Origin of the sequence: Variovorax sucrosi, assembly GCF_051216635.1 — a bacterium.
In the GTDB taxonomy this organism is placed as follows: Bacteria; Pseudomonadota; Gammaproteobacteria; order Burkholderiales; family Burkholderiaceae_C; genus Variovorax.
The window spans coordinates 1-14,105 of record NZ_JBPJZU010000005.1; the positions used below are offsets into that span (position 1 = coordinate 1).

At 69.2% G+C, this 14,105-nt stretch carries 13 protein-coding genes; 4 read left to right on the top strand and 9 right to left on the bottom strand.

Going from position 1 to position 14,105, the window contains the following annotated elements:
- Positions 1-174 precede the first annotated feature (174 nt).
- From ACSFBE_RS10815 to ACSFBE_RS10845, 7 genes are all read right to left on the bottom strand, one after another.
- Positions 175-2,151, bottom strand: a complete 1,977-nt coding sequence (locus ACSFBE_RS10815; RefSeq protein ID WP_435490393.1) for a hybrid sensor histidine kinase/response regulator — start codon at positions 2,149-2,151, stop codon at positions 175-177.
- Positions 2,148-3,041, bottom strand: coding sequence for a sensor histidine kinase (locus tag ACSFBE_RS10820; protein ID WP_435490394.1), 894 nt, complete (start codon positions 3,039-3,041; stop codon positions 2,148-2,150). Before ACSFBE_RS10820 ends, ACSFBE_RS10815 begins: the two co-directional genes overlap by 4 nt.
- Positions 3,038-4,093, bottom strand: a complete 1,056-nt coding sequence (locus ACSFBE_RS10825; RefSeq protein ID WP_435490395.1) for an ATP-binding protein — start codon at positions 4,091-4,093, stop codon at positions 3,038-3,040. Before ACSFBE_RS10825 ends, ACSFBE_RS10820 begins: the two co-directional genes overlap by 4 nt.
- Positions 4,084-4,488: an anti-sigma regulatory factor gene (locus ACSFBE_RS10830; RefSeq protein WP_435490396.1), complete on the bottom strand. Its 405-nt coding sequence runs from the start codon at positions 4,486-4,488 to the stop codon at positions 4,084-4,086. Before ACSFBE_RS10830 ends, ACSFBE_RS10825 begins: the two co-directional genes overlap by 10 nt.
- Positions 4,478-4,852 (bottom strand): STAS domain-containing protein, encoded by a 375-nt coding sequence (locus ACSFBE_RS10835; protein ID WP_435490397.1) that lies wholly within the window; start codon positions 4,850-4,852, stop codon positions 4,478-4,480. Before ACSFBE_RS10835 ends, ACSFBE_RS10830 begins: the two co-directional genes overlap by 11 nt.
- A 6-nt stretch (positions 4,853-4,858) precedes the next feature.
- On the bottom strand, positions 4,859-5,704 hold the full coding sequence (locus tag ACSFBE_RS10840; RefSeq protein WP_435490398.1) for an STAS domain-containing protein: 846 nt from the start codon (positions 5,702-5,704) through the stop codon (positions 4,859-4,861).
- Positions 5,705-5,792: 88 nt separating this feature from the next.
- Positions 5,793-6,740 (bottom strand): LysR family transcriptional regulator, encoded by a 948-nt coding sequence (locus ACSFBE_RS10845; RefSeq protein ID WP_435490399.1) that lies wholly within the window; start codon positions 6,738-6,740, stop codon positions 5,793-5,795.
- Positions 6,741-6,847: 107 nt separating this feature from the next.
- Between ACSFBE_RS10845 and ACSFBE_RS10850 the strand changes: the two genes are divergently transcribed.
- From ACSFBE_RS10850 to ACSFBE_RS10860, 3 genes are read left to right on the top strand one after another with little or no spacing between them, the layout of a single operon-like run.
- On the top strand, positions 6,848-8,689 hold the full coding sequence (locus ACSFBE_RS10850; protein ID WP_435490400.1) for a gamma-glutamyltransferase family protein: 1,842 nt from the start codon (positions 6,848-6,850) through the stop codon (positions 8,687-8,689).
- A 37-nt stretch (positions 8,690-8,726) separates the two neighbouring features.
- Positions 8,727-9,692 carry a Bug family tripartite tricarboxylate transporter substrate binding protein gene (locus tag ACSFBE_RS10855; RefSeq protein WP_435490401.1) on the top strand — a complete coding sequence of 322 codons (966 nt, stop codon included), beginning with the start codon at positions 8,727-8,729 and terminating at the stop codon, positions 9,690-9,692.
- On the top strand, positions 9,685-10,224 hold the full coding sequence (locus ACSFBE_RS10860; protein ID WP_435490402.1) for a GAF domain-containing protein: 540 nt from the start codon (positions 9,685-9,687) through the stop codon (positions 10,222-10,224). The genes ACSFBE_RS10855 and ACSFBE_RS10860 overlap by 8 nt, the downstream gene beginning before the upstream one ends.
- Position 10,225: 1 nt before the next feature.
- Here the strand turns inward: ACSFBE_RS10860 and ACSFBE_RS10865 are convergent, their stop codons facing one another.
- Positions 10,226-11,464: a dienelactone hydrolase family protein gene (locus ACSFBE_RS10865; protein ID WP_435490403.1), complete on the bottom strand. Its 1,239-nt coding sequence runs from the start codon at positions 11,462-11,464 to the stop codon at positions 10,226-10,228.
- 329 nt (positions 11,465-11,793) lie between these two features.
- Here ACSFBE_RS10865 and ACSFBE_RS10870 point away from each other — a divergent pair, with 329 nt between their 5' ends.
- Positions 11,794-12,816: an AraC family transcriptional regulator gene (locus ACSFBE_RS10870; protein ID WP_435490404.1), complete on the top strand. Its 1,023-nt coding sequence runs from the start codon at positions 11,794-11,796 to the stop codon at positions 12,814-12,816.
- 11 nt (positions 12,817-12,827) lie between these two features.
- On the opposite strand, the gene ACSFBE_RS10875 is transcribed toward ACSFBE_RS10870, so the two are convergent.
- Positions 12,828-13,979 (bottom strand): HD-GYP domain-containing protein, encoded by a 1,152-nt coding sequence (locus ACSFBE_RS10875; protein WP_435490405.1) that lies wholly within the window; start codon positions 13,977-13,979, stop codon positions 12,828-12,830.
- Positions 13,980-14,105 lie beyond the last annotated feature (126 nt).

Here is a 14,105-nt window from a genome sequence, read left to right on the forward strand (position 1 = left end):
CGTACGACTTCGGCAGCGGTGTGGCGCTGTACGGCGGCGTGCAGGGCGCCAACAAGAAGGACTTCTACGGCTTCGTGAACAAGGCGCGTGGCATCGTCACGCTCAGCAAGACGCTGTGAGGCTCGCCATCGAAGGTCCAACGGTCCCGAATTCGAGCCGAACGCGTCCCGGTTCCTAAGGCGACGCTCGGAGCTGGCAGATGGCGGCCATCAGCACGTGCGGCTGCACCGGCTTGCCAAGGTGGAAGTCGAAGCCTGCCTCCATCGCACGTTGGCGGTCCTGGGGGCGCGAAAACGCCGTCAGCGCGATGGCCAGGATCCGGGGCCGTTCGAAGGTGCTCGTCAACTCGCGCAAGGTGCGCATGAGTTCGTAGCCATCGCGACCCGGCAGGCCGATGTCGCTGATCAAGACCAGAGGCCATTGCTGCCGGGCGGCTTCGAGCGCCGCGTCGTAGTCGGCCGCCACGCGCACCTGCGCGCCGCCCTCCGTCAGCATCATGGCGAGCATCTCGCTGGCCTCGATGTGGTCCTCGACGATCAGCACGTCGGTCCCCGCGAGGGGGTGTCCGCCGTGCAGCGTGGCGTCGGCGAGCCTGCGTGCCGACAATGCGGCGGGGTCTGCGCGTGCATCGGAGGCGTCCAACGTGACCGTCAACGTCGCCCCGAGGTCGACACCAGGGCTCTGCGCGGTCGCGTCGCCCCCGTGGAGCTGCGCCAGATGCTTCACGATCGACAGCCCCAGCCCGAGGCCGCCGTGGACGCGGTTGTCCGGCGAATCGCTCTGGCTGAACCGGTCGAACAGGTGCTCGAGGAAGTCGGGCCGGATGCCCCGCCCGAAGTCCTGCACCGCGAGGGTGAGCACGTTGCCATCGCGTGCCAGCGACACGCGGATGACCCCGCCCTCTTTCGAGAACTTGATGGCGTTCGTCATCAGGTTCCAGACGATCTGCTGAAGGCGTGTCGGGTCCAGCCAGCTGGCCTGGCTCTGCACAGGAAGATCGAGCTCGGCGCTCAGCTGCTTGCGCTCGAGCGCGTCGCGCAGACCCTCGACGGACTCGCTCACGACCGCCGCTGCGTCGCACCACTGCTTGTCCAGCCGCAGCTTGCCGGAGCTGATGCGCGAGACGTCGAGGATGTCCGAGATGATGCGTGCCTGTGCGTGCACGCTGCGATCGATCGCCTCGAGCGCCCGCAGCGTCTCGGGCGCTTCGCTTCGCTTCTTGAGGATGTGGACCCAGCCGGAGATGGCGTTGAGCGGCGTGCGCAGCTCGTGCGAGAGCACGGCGACGAAGTCGTCCTTCGTCCGGCTGTGCCGCTCGGCGGTCGTCCTGGCAGCCTGTTCCCGCTCGAGCACATCCTGCCGGCGGCGATCGAGTTCCTGGCGCTCCGACACGTCGACCGCGATGCCGATCCGCAGCCCGGGCTCCAGGTGCGCCGAAATGCTCCATTGCAGGTACACCCAGCTGCCGTCGGAGCGCAGGAGCGGAAATTCGCCCTGCCATGCAGCGCCGGCCTCGAGGGCGCCGATCGTGCGTTCGCGGACGAAATCCGCCCATTCGGGCGGCGCCAGCTCGCTGATGGGCCGTTCGAGCAAGGCTTCGGCGGGCCGGCCCAGCATGGCCACCATGGCCGGATTGACGTCGGCGAAATGTCCGTTGGCATGGATCAATGCGATACCGCTCAGCGCCTGGCTGAAGACGGCGCGAAAGCGGGTGTCGCTGCGCCGCAGGCTGTCTTCGGCCATGCGCGCGCGGATCAGCGCCTGGAGCGTCGCCGTGAGGACCGCAGGTTCGACCGGATGCACCAGGTAGGCGTCGGCGCCCGCATTCAGGCCCGCCACCTTGTCGGCGTCCTGCACATAGGTCGCAGACAAATGGATGACGGGCAACAAGGCCGTCGCAATGTCCGCCCGCAACCGTCGGCAGACCTCGAAGCCGTCGATGTCCGGCAGATGGACGTCCAGGACCACCGCGGAGATGCTGCGTGTCGCCATGGCAACGGCGTCGATGCCGGTGGCCGCTTCCTGCGTGTGGAATCCCGCGGCGCGAACGAGGCGCGCCGTCGAGTAGCGTGTGGCCGGGTTGTCGTCGACCACCAGCACCGTGTGGCGCGCCCGGTCGATGGTGGTGTTGATGACCGCGCCGTCCGTCATGGTGTTCCCCCTGGCGGCGCAGATGCCACATGCAACGGCAGGATCACGGAGAACGTGGAACCCTGGCCCAGTTCGCTTTCGAGTTCGACGCGTCCGCCGAGGACTTCGGCCAGTTGCTTGCTCAGCGAGAGACCGAGCCCGGTGCCGCGCAGACGTTTCTGCACCGGCGAATCGACCTGCGAGAAGTCGTCGAACACCGCGGCGTGGTACTTGGGCTCGATCCCGATGCCGGTGTCGAGCACTGCGAAGCAGACCGTGTGGTCGTCCTGCCGGCGCGCCGACACGCGCACCTCGCCCTGCGTGGTGAACTTGAGCGCGTTCGAAATGAAGTTGCGCAATATTTGCGACAGTTTGCGGTCGTCGGTGTAGAGCTTCGGCAGGCCGACAGGCTCCTCGAACACGAGGGTCACGCCCGGATTGATCAGCACCGACTTGAACATGCCACGCAGCGCGGAGAAGAGGTCGACCATCTCGAACCATGCGGGCGAGATGTCGACGCGGCCCGCCTCGATCTTCGCCAGATCGAGCAGGTCGTCGACCATCTCTGCAAACTCGGTGGCGGTCGACTGGATGAAGTCCACCTGCCGGGCCTGCTCGCTCGTGAGCGGACCGTCGACCTCGTCGCTGAGCAGTCGCGCGATGCTGCGGATGGCGTTCACCGGCGTGCGGAACTCATGGCTCATGTACGCCAGGAAGCGGCTCTTGAGCTCGGTCGCGCGCTGCAGCTGTTCGGCCTGTGCGTCGAGCTCGGCATAGAGCGCCACCACACCGCGGTTGGTCTCCTCGAGCTCGGCGCGCAGCTCTTCGGTCTCGTGCCGGGCCGCGGCCAGCAACGCGCCGGCGGCATCTCCCGTGGCGGGCGCAGCGGGCTTCGACAAAGCTTCCGTCATGCCGCGGCCTCCTGCCGGACCACCACCACGGTGGCATCGTCGCGGCCGCGCGAGAAATTCCGGAAGAGGATGGCGGCCGCCAGCGTCGGATCGCGTTCCAGCACCGGGAGGATGCTGGCCGCGTCCCAGCGTGTGGCGAGTCCGTCGCTGTGGACGACCGCGACGCCGTGCTGCGGCATCTGCAGGCTGCTTTGCTCGGGCTTGCGAATCTGCACGCCGACCGTGCCGTGCTGCGTGACCATCGAGCGATCGAACACGCCCGAGACGATGCGCACGGCCACGTTGCCGGCGCCCGCGCACAGCGCGGTCTGCGCCTCGGCGTCGATGCGCAGGGCGCAGACGGCGGCTCCCCGCGTCGATTGAAGACGGGCGTGCGCGCGTTCGACCAGGCTGCGAAGCTCGCCGGCATGGCCGTCGACGAACACGTCGAGCGCGGCCTGCGAAGCCTCCGCCGCATGCACGCCGTGGCCCAGGCCATCGGCGACCCACACCGTCGCCCTGGCGCCGTCCCGCGACACGCCCCAGCCATCGCCGCAGACCGTCTCGCCCTTGATCGGGACGCAGATTGCACCGAAGACATGTGCCTCGGCGCCGTCGGCGGCGGGCGGCGTGGCTTCCGCGGCCGTGCGGGCGGCCCGGGGGACACGGGAAACCCGCGCAATGGAAACCGTGCCGTGCGGCACCGCCGAATGCACGTCGAAGCTCGTGGCCGTACGGCGAATGGCGCCCAGACCGGTGCCGGGCGAGCCGCTGCCGGTCGACACGCCGTCTGTCATGGCGCGAGCGACGTCCACGATGCCCGGGCCGTCGTCGATGCAGATCACCTCGATGTCGTCGCGGGCCGGACGGACGGCGATCAGCATCCGCCCGCCCGTGGCGTGCCGCACCAGATTCGTGCCAAGTTCGGTGACGATCAGCGCGAGCCGGCCCGTCGCCGTCTCGCTCCATCCCAACTCGGCGCAGAGAAGCGAGGCGTGCCGGCGCGCCTCGCCGATGCGGCTCGGCTCGTCGATCGGGAACGCGGTGTGCGTCCAGCCCCGCGTCACTTCCATCGGGTGATGCTCACGCGTGTCCCGAGCCCCGGCTCGGAGTGGATCTCGAAATCGTTGACCAGGCGCTTGCTGCCCGGCAGCCCGAGGCCCATGCCGCCGCCGCTGGTCCAGCCATCGGTCAGTGCCAGGTTCATGTCCTTGATGCCCGGGCCCTCGTCCTCGAAGTGCAACCGGAGCCCGCGCTTGCCGTTGCGCTCGAGGAACTCCCAGCGCATGCGGCCGCCGCCGCCGTGCACCAGCGTGTTGCGCGACAGTTCGCTCGCGGCGGTGATCATCTTGGTCTGGTCCACGAGCGAGAACTTCAACTGCACGCACAGCGCGCGCACCAGCTGTCGGCTCGCCACGATGTTCTGCTCCGATGCCAGAGGCAGCGTTCCCGAGGTCTCAGCGTCCAAGGGAAGCCTCCCGGCGCGAGCGCTCGAGAAGCTGGACGCCCCGTTCGACGTTCAATGCAGTGCGCACGCCTTCGAGCGACAGGCCGAGTTCGACCAGCGTGATGGCCACCGCCGGCTGCATGCCGACCACGACGGTCGTCGCCGAAAGGATGCGTGCGATGCCGGAGATGCTGGCCAGCATGCGCCCGACGAAGGAGTCGACGATCTCCAGCGCGGAGATGTCGATCAGCACGCCGCTGGCGCCGGTCTTCGCGATCTTGTCCGCAAGGTCTTCCTGCAGGGCCATCGCCGTCTGGTCCTGCATGTCGACCTGAATGGTGACCAGCAGCGTGCTACCCATGCGCAGAACTGGAATGCGTTCCATGCGGCTTCAGGCCTCGCGCGTGATGCGCCAGCCGCTCTTCTGCAGCGCCATCGACAGGGCGTCCGCCAAGGTGGCCTTGGTCGTGATGCCCTGCAGGTCGATGCCCAGGTGCACGATGGTCTGTGCGATCTGGGGCCGGATGCCGCTGATGATGCAGTCGGCCCCCATCAGGCGGATGGCGCTGACCGTCTTCAGCAGATGCTGCGCCACCAGCGTGTCAACGGTCGGTACACCGGTGATGTCGATGATGGCGAGCTCCGACTCGGTGTCCGCGATCGTCTGCAGCAGCGTCTCCATCACGATCTGCGTGCGGTTGCTGTCGAGTACCCCGATCATGGGGACGGCGAGCACGCCTTCCCAGAGTTTGATGACCGGCGTCGACAGCTCCAGCAGTTCCTCCTGCTGGCGCTTGATGATGTCTTCGCGTGCCTGCTGAAAGGTCGAGACCGTGTACTGCGCGACCTGGTCGATCAGCAGGGTCGTCGTCCAGATCGCAGCCATCAGCGCCGTGGGGTCCGCGGCCAACTGTTGCTGCAGTTCCGTGAAGAGGGGCTTCTTCAGCGCGAGGATGAACCGGCTGGTGTCGCCTGCCGATTGCCCGCGGGCCGCGCGCGAGGCCGACAGCGCCTCCAACGCATGGCGGAGCTCGCCCCACGCACTGTCCTGCAGCGACGTCGGGTCGGCCTGGGCCGTGAGGGCGTCGCCGAGGGCCTTGGCGATCTCCTTCGCTTCCACCGCCACCGAACGCCGGACCGCGGGTTCCTTGGCGCCGGTGTCGTCGATCCAGCGGTCGATGATGGTTCCTTCGCCGGCGCCGAGCGCTGAAAGGATGGCTGCGTATTCCCGATTCATGTGTGCCTGCGCGTCCTCGTTGGGATTGCCGAATGTGAAGAATAGTCAACTGATTCTAGGCAGTGCAGGCCAACACCGGACCGCTTTCTCAGCGCAACGCCGCAGCCAGCGCCGCGATCACCCCCGCCTTCGGCGAATCGCGCAGCCACGCCAGCCCCACCGGCGGCAGGTTCCACGGCAGCGGTCGCGGCATGACTTCGGCGGCGCCGGTGGCGGCCACGGCCTGCGCCACGTCGCGCGGCAGGATCGTCACGGCCCGCGGCAACTGATGCATGGCCGACGCGACCGTGCGCACCGCATAGGCCTCGAGCAGCGGCACGGGCACCGTGCGTCCGGCGGCCGCGAAAACGGTGTCGATCATCTGGCGGATCGGCGTGTCCGACGGCGGAAAGATCCAGTCCATGTCCGCGAGCAACGAGATATCGAGCGTGGCCTGGCGCGCGAGCCGCGGCGCGCTGGCGGTCGACACCACCACGCAAGCCTCCTGCCGGTACAGCAGTTCCTGCACCAGGTCGTCGTCCGTGCTGTCGTGCGAGAAGCGGCAGATGGCGCAGTCGAGCGTGCGCTGGCGCACCGCCAGCACGAGGTTGTGCGTGGTGTCCTCGTGCGCCAGCAACGCGATGCGCGGGCGCAGGCCGAAGAGGTGCTGCCAGGCGGCGTCGAGCGTCTGCGTGGCCGCGTACGGAATCACGCCGACGCGCAAGCGCCCCTGCAGCCCGGCACCGCTGACGGCGCGCAGCTCCTGCTGCAGCGCGTGGTTGTCCGCCACGGCGAGCTTGGCGCGCGCCAGCACCACCTCGCCGGCCACCGTCGGCTCCAGCCCGCGGCGGCTGCGGATGAAGAGCGGCGTCATGAAGATGTCCTCGATGTCGGCCAGCGCACGCGTCACGGTCGGCTGCGCGAGCGACAACTGCTCGGCCACCCGGGTGATGGAGCGGTGCCGGTCGACCGCCATCAGCAGCACGTAGTGCCGCATCTTCAGGCGGGTTTCCAGGCGCAGGGCGAGGGCGTCGGGGGCAAGGGGCGCGGGAGACATATGGTGTCCTGGAGCATAGCAATCGATGCATGCATCGATAGCAAACCATGTGCATTGGCCTATTTCATGCGACCAGAATCGGCGCATCCCTTCGATGCACCAGAACCATGAGCACCTTCACCACCCGCCCTGAAATCACCGGCACGCATGGCGTCGCCGCGGCCACGCACTGGCTCGCCGCGCAGACCGCCATGGGCGTGCTCGAGCGCGGCGGCAATGCCTTCGATGCGGCCGTGGCCGGCGGCTTCGTGCTGCAGGTGGTGGAGCCGCACCTCAACGGCGCGGGCGGCGAGGTGCCGATCCTGTTCTGGAGCGAGAAGGACCGGCGCATGCAGTCGGTCTGCGGCCAGGGCGCCGCGCCGGGCGAGGCGTCGGCCGCGGCGTTTCGTCGCCTGGGGCTCGAACAGGTGCCGGGCATCGGCCTGCTGCCGGCCACCGTGCCCGGTGCTTTCGGCGCGTGGCTGACGATGCTGCGCGACCACGGCAGCTGGTCGCTGGCCGACGTGCTGGCGCCGGCCATCGGCTATGCGCGCGACGGCTACCCGCTCATTCCGCGCGCGGTGCAGGCCATCGTCGCGGTGCAGTCGCTGTTCCGCGAGCACTGGACCTCGTCCGCCGAGGTCTGGCTGCCCGACGGCCAGGTGCCCCAGCCCGGCGCGCTGTTCTGCCAGCCGCGATTGGCCGCCACCTACGAACGCCTCCTGCGCACGGCCGACGACGAGGGCGACGGCACGCGCACCGGCACCATCGATGCCGCGCTGCGCTGCTGGTACCAGGGCTTCGTCGCCCGCGAGATCGACAGCTACTACCGCACGGCACAGGTGCGCGACACCACCGGCGAGCGGCATGCCGGCCTGCTGCGCTACGACGACATGGCGCAGTGGCAGCCGACCGTCGAGTCGCCGTTGACCGTCGACTTCGGCCGCTACACGCTGGCCAAGTGCGGCTTCTGGAGCCAGGGCCCGGCGTTCCTGCAGCAGATCGGCATGCTGCGCCACGCGGGCCTCGAGCAGCACTCGCCGCACACCGCAGGCTTCGTGCACCGCATCGCCGAAGCCGCCAAGCTGGCGCTGGCCGACCGCCTCGCCTGGTACGGCAGCGCACCGGGTGCGTCGCGCGAGGCGCAGATGGCGCTGCTGTCCGACGACTACCTGCGGCAGCGCTGGATGGCAGTGGGCGACAACGCATCGCAACGGCTGCAGCCTGGCGCACCGCTGGGCCAGGCACCGCGTCTGCCCGATCTCGACGTGGCGGCCCGCACGCTGCGCACGGCCGACACGCGCTTCGGCATCGGCGAGCCGACCTTCGCGGCGCTGCCGCCCGTTGCCGAATGGGCCGAGCGCGAAGTCTTCGTCGGCGATACCTGCCACATCGACGTGATCGACCGCCACGGCAACATGGTCGCGGCCACGCCCTCGGGCGGCTGGCTGTCGTCGAGCCCGGTGATCCCGGCGCTGGGCTTCGCGATCAACACGCGCCTGCAGATGACCTGGCTCGACGACGGCCTGCCCAACACCGTGACGCCCGGCGTGCCGCCCTGCACCACGCTGTCGCCTTCGCTCGCGCTGCGCGACGGCGAGCCCTACATGGTGTTCGGCACGCCCGGCGGCGACCAGCAGGACCAGTGGTCGCCCGCCTTCTTCCTGCGCCATGCGGTGCACGGCATGAACCTGCAGGAAGCCATCGACGCGCCGGCCTGGCATGTCGACCATTTCCCGGCGTCGTTCTGGCCGCGCGCCACCACGCTCAACCGGCTCACGGTCGAGTCGCGCTTCTCGCCCGAGGTGCTCGATGCGCTGCGCGCGCAGGGGCACGACGTGAAGGTGGGCGAGCCATGGTCCGAAAGCCGCCTGTCGGCCTGCACGCGCGAGCACGACGCACAGGGTCGCCTGCTGCTGCGCGCCGCGGCCAACCCGCGCGGCATGCAGGGCTACGCCGTCGGCCGCTAGCGCCCACCGTTTTCTTTTTCATTCAGGAGTTCACGCCATGCTTTCTCGCATCCGACGCAGCATCACGCTGCTTGCCCTTTGCGGCTTCGCCACCCTCGCCGCGGCCGAGTGGCCCGACAAGCCCATCACGCTGGTCGTGCCCTGGGCACCCGGCGGCTCGACCGACATCCTCGCGCGCTCGCTGGCCGAGCAGCTGACCAAGTCGCTGGGCCAGACGGTCATCGTCGACAACCGCGCCGGCGCCTCCGGCAACATCGGCTCGAACTTCGTGGCCAAGGCCAAGCCCGACGGCTACACGCTCTTGATCGGCTCGATGAGCACGCATGCGATGAACCCGGCCCTGATGCCCGCCATGCCCTTTCGCGGCGTCGAGGACTTCACGCCCATCGCGCAGATGGCCAACGTGATCAACACCATGGTCATCAACCCGGCGGTGCCGGTGACCACCGTGAAGGAGTTCATCGCCTACGCCAAGGCCAACCCCGGCAAGCTGGCCTATGCGTCCGCCGGCCCGGGCTCCACCAACCACCTGAGCGCGGTGCTGTTCGAGAAGGCCGCGGGCATCCAGATGCTGCACGTGCCCTACAAGGGCGGCGCGCCGGCCGTGGTCGACACGGTGTCGAACCAGACGCAGGTGCTGTTCTCGGCCGGCACGCAGACGCTGCCACACGTGAAGGCCGGCAAGCTGCGCCTGCTGGGCGTGACCGAAGCCAAGCGCTCGCCGCTGCTGCCCGACGCGCCCACCGTGGCCGAGACGCTGCCGGGCTTCGAGCTCGGCGTCTGGTACGGCGCCTTCGGCCCGGCCAACCTGCCCAAGGAGCTGGTGACCAAGCTCAACGACGAGATCAACAAGGCGCTGGCGCAACCCGAGGTGCGCGCGCGCATGGAATCGATGGGCGTCGAGATCGTCAAGGGCACGCCGCAGCAGTTCGCCGCCGTGCTGCGCAGCGACGCCGACCGCTACGGCAAGGTCATCCGCGAGCTCGGCATCAAGAATGAGTGACGTGCAGACCGGGGCGATGCTCTGCCTGCCGCTGGACGTCTGCCACACGCTCGCGCACGACCTGCCGCGCTCGCGCACGATGGACGCGGCCTTGCGTTGCATCGATGGCGTTCGCCGGCGCATGCTGGGTGACGGGCTACTGACGGTGAATGTCGATGCCTCGCCCGCGTACGACGAGAGCGACACCATCGACCTGCAGCGCGTGTGGACCTCCGATGCCGAGGCCTACCCGGTCGGCGGCCGCAAGCGCAAGACGCTGACGCCGTGGACGCGCCAGCTGTTGCGCCGTGCCCAGATGTTCGTGGGCGAAGGCGACGCTGCCTTGCGCGAAGTCTTCGACGACCACGCGCTCATCGCCGCGCTCGGCCTGCGTGCGGTCGTCAACGTGCCGCTGCTCGATGCGCAAGGCCGCTGCGCCGCCACCTTCAACCTGCTCGGCGTACGGCCGACCTGGCAACCGCAGGAGTTGGCGCTGGTGCAACTGCTGGCGCTGCTCGCCACACCCTGGGTGCTGGCCGACCGCGGCGCCTGATTCAGCCGCCTTCGCTCGTCTTCCAGCGCGCCATCAGCGTGTTCGACGGCAGCGTCTCGTCGATCAGCTTGTGCGCCTGCTCGGCCCCGGCCACCGGCAGGCCGGCCGGGTCGAGAACGCCGATCTGCACCAGCGCGCTGGCCTGGTCCCAGTAGATGTGCTCGTGGCACAGCTTGTCGCCACGGAAGCGCACCACGCCGAGCATCGGCAGCTCCACCTTGCGGCCGGTCGGCGCGATGCCGGGCAGCATCCAGTCGACCTCCGTCGTGTGCGTGAAGCGCATGATGAACTCGTCGACGATCTGGTTGGAGCCGACGGTGCGCGACAGCGGCCGCAGCCCCATGTCCGGCGGATTGCCGTGCACGAAGTGGTGCTTGTAGAAGCGGTAGAGCTGCTTGTAGCCTACGCCGCCGGTCATCGTCGGGATGTGGTTGACGTAGGGCTCGGCCACCATCGTCGCCATGGTGTCGTCGACGTTGCGCGTGCCGAACTCGTACTCGCAGTGCTTGTCCCACAGCGCGGACAGGTCGTAGTCGGGGCCAAGCTCTCGCTTGAGCGTGGCGATGGTGCGCTGCTGCGCCATCATCGAGGCCAGCTTGTCGAAGTGCATGCCGCCGATGCGCGCGAACGCGTGCTCGACGCCGGGGTAGGTGTAGATCTCGATGCGCTTGTTGGGTGCCAGCGCTTCGCTGATCGCCGCGCGCGCCGCGGCGTCGCAGTAGCCGTCGAGTTCGGCGAAGTGCAGCACCAGCCGGCCCTTGATCTTCGGCGCCTCGGCCAGCGCATGCTCGATGCCCATGCCGTAGTAGCCAACCGCCACCGCCACGTCGGTGCGGCAGGCCGCGAAGTACGCGAGCCGCCCGCCCAGGCAGAAACCCACCAGGCCCTGGCCGACCGACTTCTCCACCTCGGGCAGCGTGCGCAACAAGTTCAGCGTGGCCTGGATGTCGTCGATGCCCTTGTCCAGGTCGAAGCCCTGGAAGTAGCCGATGGCCTGCTCGAAATCGGCCGGCGTGTAGCCCAGCTCGATGCCCGGCTTCTGGCGCCAGAACAGGTCGGGCACGATCGCCACGTAGCCTTCCTCCGCGTAGAGGTCGGCGGTGGCGCGCATGTTGGCGTTCACGCCGAAGATTTCCTGCGCGATGACGATGCCGGGGCCATGGCCGCTGGCGGGCACGGCCACGTAGGCCGAGAAGCTGCCGCTGCCGTCCAGCGCCGGGACTGTGAGGGTTCTGCTCATGGGGTGCAACCTGCGCGGGGCAGGCCGGGGGAAGTTGCCGACCTGCGCATCACACCGCAAAAGCAGGCGCGCAGCTATCCGGAATCCGCAAGCGCGCGCCGGCCGGGCGCCCGCCCTCGCCGATAGCGGACAAAGCCGCCCGCCGGCGGCGGCTTCGGCACGGCTCTTGCTCGCCGCCCCGTGTGGATGCAGACTGCGAAGCATCCCCGCGCCGGGCCCCCGGCCGCAGGGCGCCACGCCCGATCCCCTGCGCATCCCCCGGCGCATCCAAGGAGCTTGAAGCACATGCCTCGGACCGAACCGACGTCGCCGTCTGGCCTTGCCCGCCCATGAGCCCCGCCGCACCTGCCATGGACCTGTCGCGGCTCTACCGCAACCGGGTCTTCGCGTCGAACCGCATCGACTCCTCGCGGGCCTACCTGCGCGATGCGCTGGTCGAGCACGACGTGCGCTGCGGCGCCGGCGCAGTCGACTCCGCGCTCTACAGCGCCGGCTCGCCGCGGCTGCAGATGTTCGTCCTGCGCTACGGGCCCGAGGTCGAGGTGCGCCCGCAGCCCTTCGACGGCTTCGCGCTGGTGCAGATGCCACTCAGCGGCAGCGCCGAGATCGAGAGCGACGGCCACCGCCTCTCGATCGCGCGTGGCCAGGTCGCGGTGATCGCACCGCGCCGCAGCGTGCGCCTGCGCTGGAGCCGTGATTGCGAGCAGTTGCTGCTGCGCATCCCGCTGACGCTGGTGCACGAGGCTGCGATGCGCAGCACCCAGGGCGCGGCCGCGACGGGCCTGCAGTCGGCGCTGCTGCTCGAAGGCGGCGCCTCGGCCCAGTGGTTCGGGCTGGTGCAGTCGCTGATGGAACTCGCCCTGCCGGCGGCCGCCGAGCAGCCGGCTGCCTGCCATCCGGCCTGGCTGGAGCATGTGGAGCGCAGCCTCGCGTATTTCCTCCTGACGCAGCAGCCGGACGGTGGCCGGCTCCCCACCGACGATGCCGCGCTGGGGTCGCACGTCGCCGCGTCGAGCGCCGACGCCGCGGCACCGCTCGCGCCGCCCCTGGCCGCCGCCGAGCACTACATGCAGAGCCGCCTGTGCGCACCGCTGTCGCTCGAAGACCTGGCACGCGCCGCCGGCGTCAGCCCGCGCACCCTGCACATGCACTGCAAGCGCCGCTTCGGCGTCGGCCCGATGGTGTGGTTGCGCCATGTGCGGCTCGAGGCCGCACGCCGCATGCTGGAAAGCGATGCCGACTGCCTGGTCACCGACGCCGCGATGGAGTTCGGCTTCGGCCACCTCGGCCGTTTCTCGGCCTACTACCGCGAGCGCTTCGGCGAGCTGCCGCGGCAGACGGCCAAGCGCTGACAGCGAAGGCCCTATTGCATCGGCCGATCGGTGTCGATCATCGACATCCGCTGGATGTGCGCGTCGTCCCAGAGGTCGCGCGGCTCGCGTCCCGCGATCTGCACGCTGCAGCCTGCCGAACTCAGGTCCAGCAACGTCGGGGTGGTCGGCGTTTCCTGCACGGTGGAGTAGAACGTCCGCACCAGCGGCGCGTAGATGCGCTCCTTGCGCTGCTCGACGACGACCGCCAGCATGCCGGAGCTCAGCCGGACCAGCGACCCCACGGGGTAGACGCCGACCAGCTTGATGAAGGCGGCCAGCAGGTCGCGGTCGAAGTGCCCCTTCCAGGCCGCCATGCGCACCAGCGCGTCGGCCGGGTCCCAGGCGCCCTTGTAGACGCGCACCGAGGTGACGGCGTCGAACACGTCGCAGATGGCCGCCATGCGGGCGTAGATCGAGATCTCCTCGTCGTCCAGGCCGTCGGGGTAGCCGCCGCCGCCGATCTTCTCGTGGTGATGCAGGCAGATGTCCAGTGCGATCGGCTCGTCGAAGCCGTTGTTCTGCATCATCTCCATGCCCAGCCGCGGGTGGCTCTTCATCGTCGCGAACTCCGCGTCGGTCAAGGCGCCCGGCTTGTTCAGGATGTCGACCGGCACCCGTGCCTTGCCCAGGTCGTGGAAGAGGCCGCCGATGGCCGCGTTCCGGCACTGGCCGTCGGTCATGCCGAGTTCGCGCGCGAAGGCGGCCATGAGCGCGCAGACCGCGACGCAGTGCATGTACGTGTACTCGTCGGCGGTCTTGAGCCGCGCCACGTTCAGCATGGCGCCGGGGTCGTGTTCGATGGTCGCGTAGATCTCGTCGACCACCTGGACCGCCTGCGCCACGTTGAGCGGGCGGTTGGCCTGCGCGTCGGCGAAGGCGCTCTTCATGGTGGTTGCGCCCAGGGCACGGGCGTTCGTGGCGGCTTCGTGGGCATCGATCGGCTGCGGTGCCCGCACCACCGGCGGCGCTTCGGTGACCTCGATCCACACCGAGATGTCGCCCCGGGCGCGCAGCGAGCGCAGCAACCGGCGGCCCAGCACGCGCGAGGTCGAACGCGCGTTCGGCACACCCGTCCAGATGCCATCGAGTCCCTTGAGGACCATGCCTTCTTCCAACTGCGTGGCCTTGATCTTCTTCAGCATGACGGTCTGTGCGCGTTCTCGAACCAAGCGCCGCGTGGTGGCAGGTGGGAAAATTTAACTATAGGACGAAAAGGTGTCCAAACCTGTTGGATGCGCACAGCGCACGTCAACCTTGGCACGTTCGCA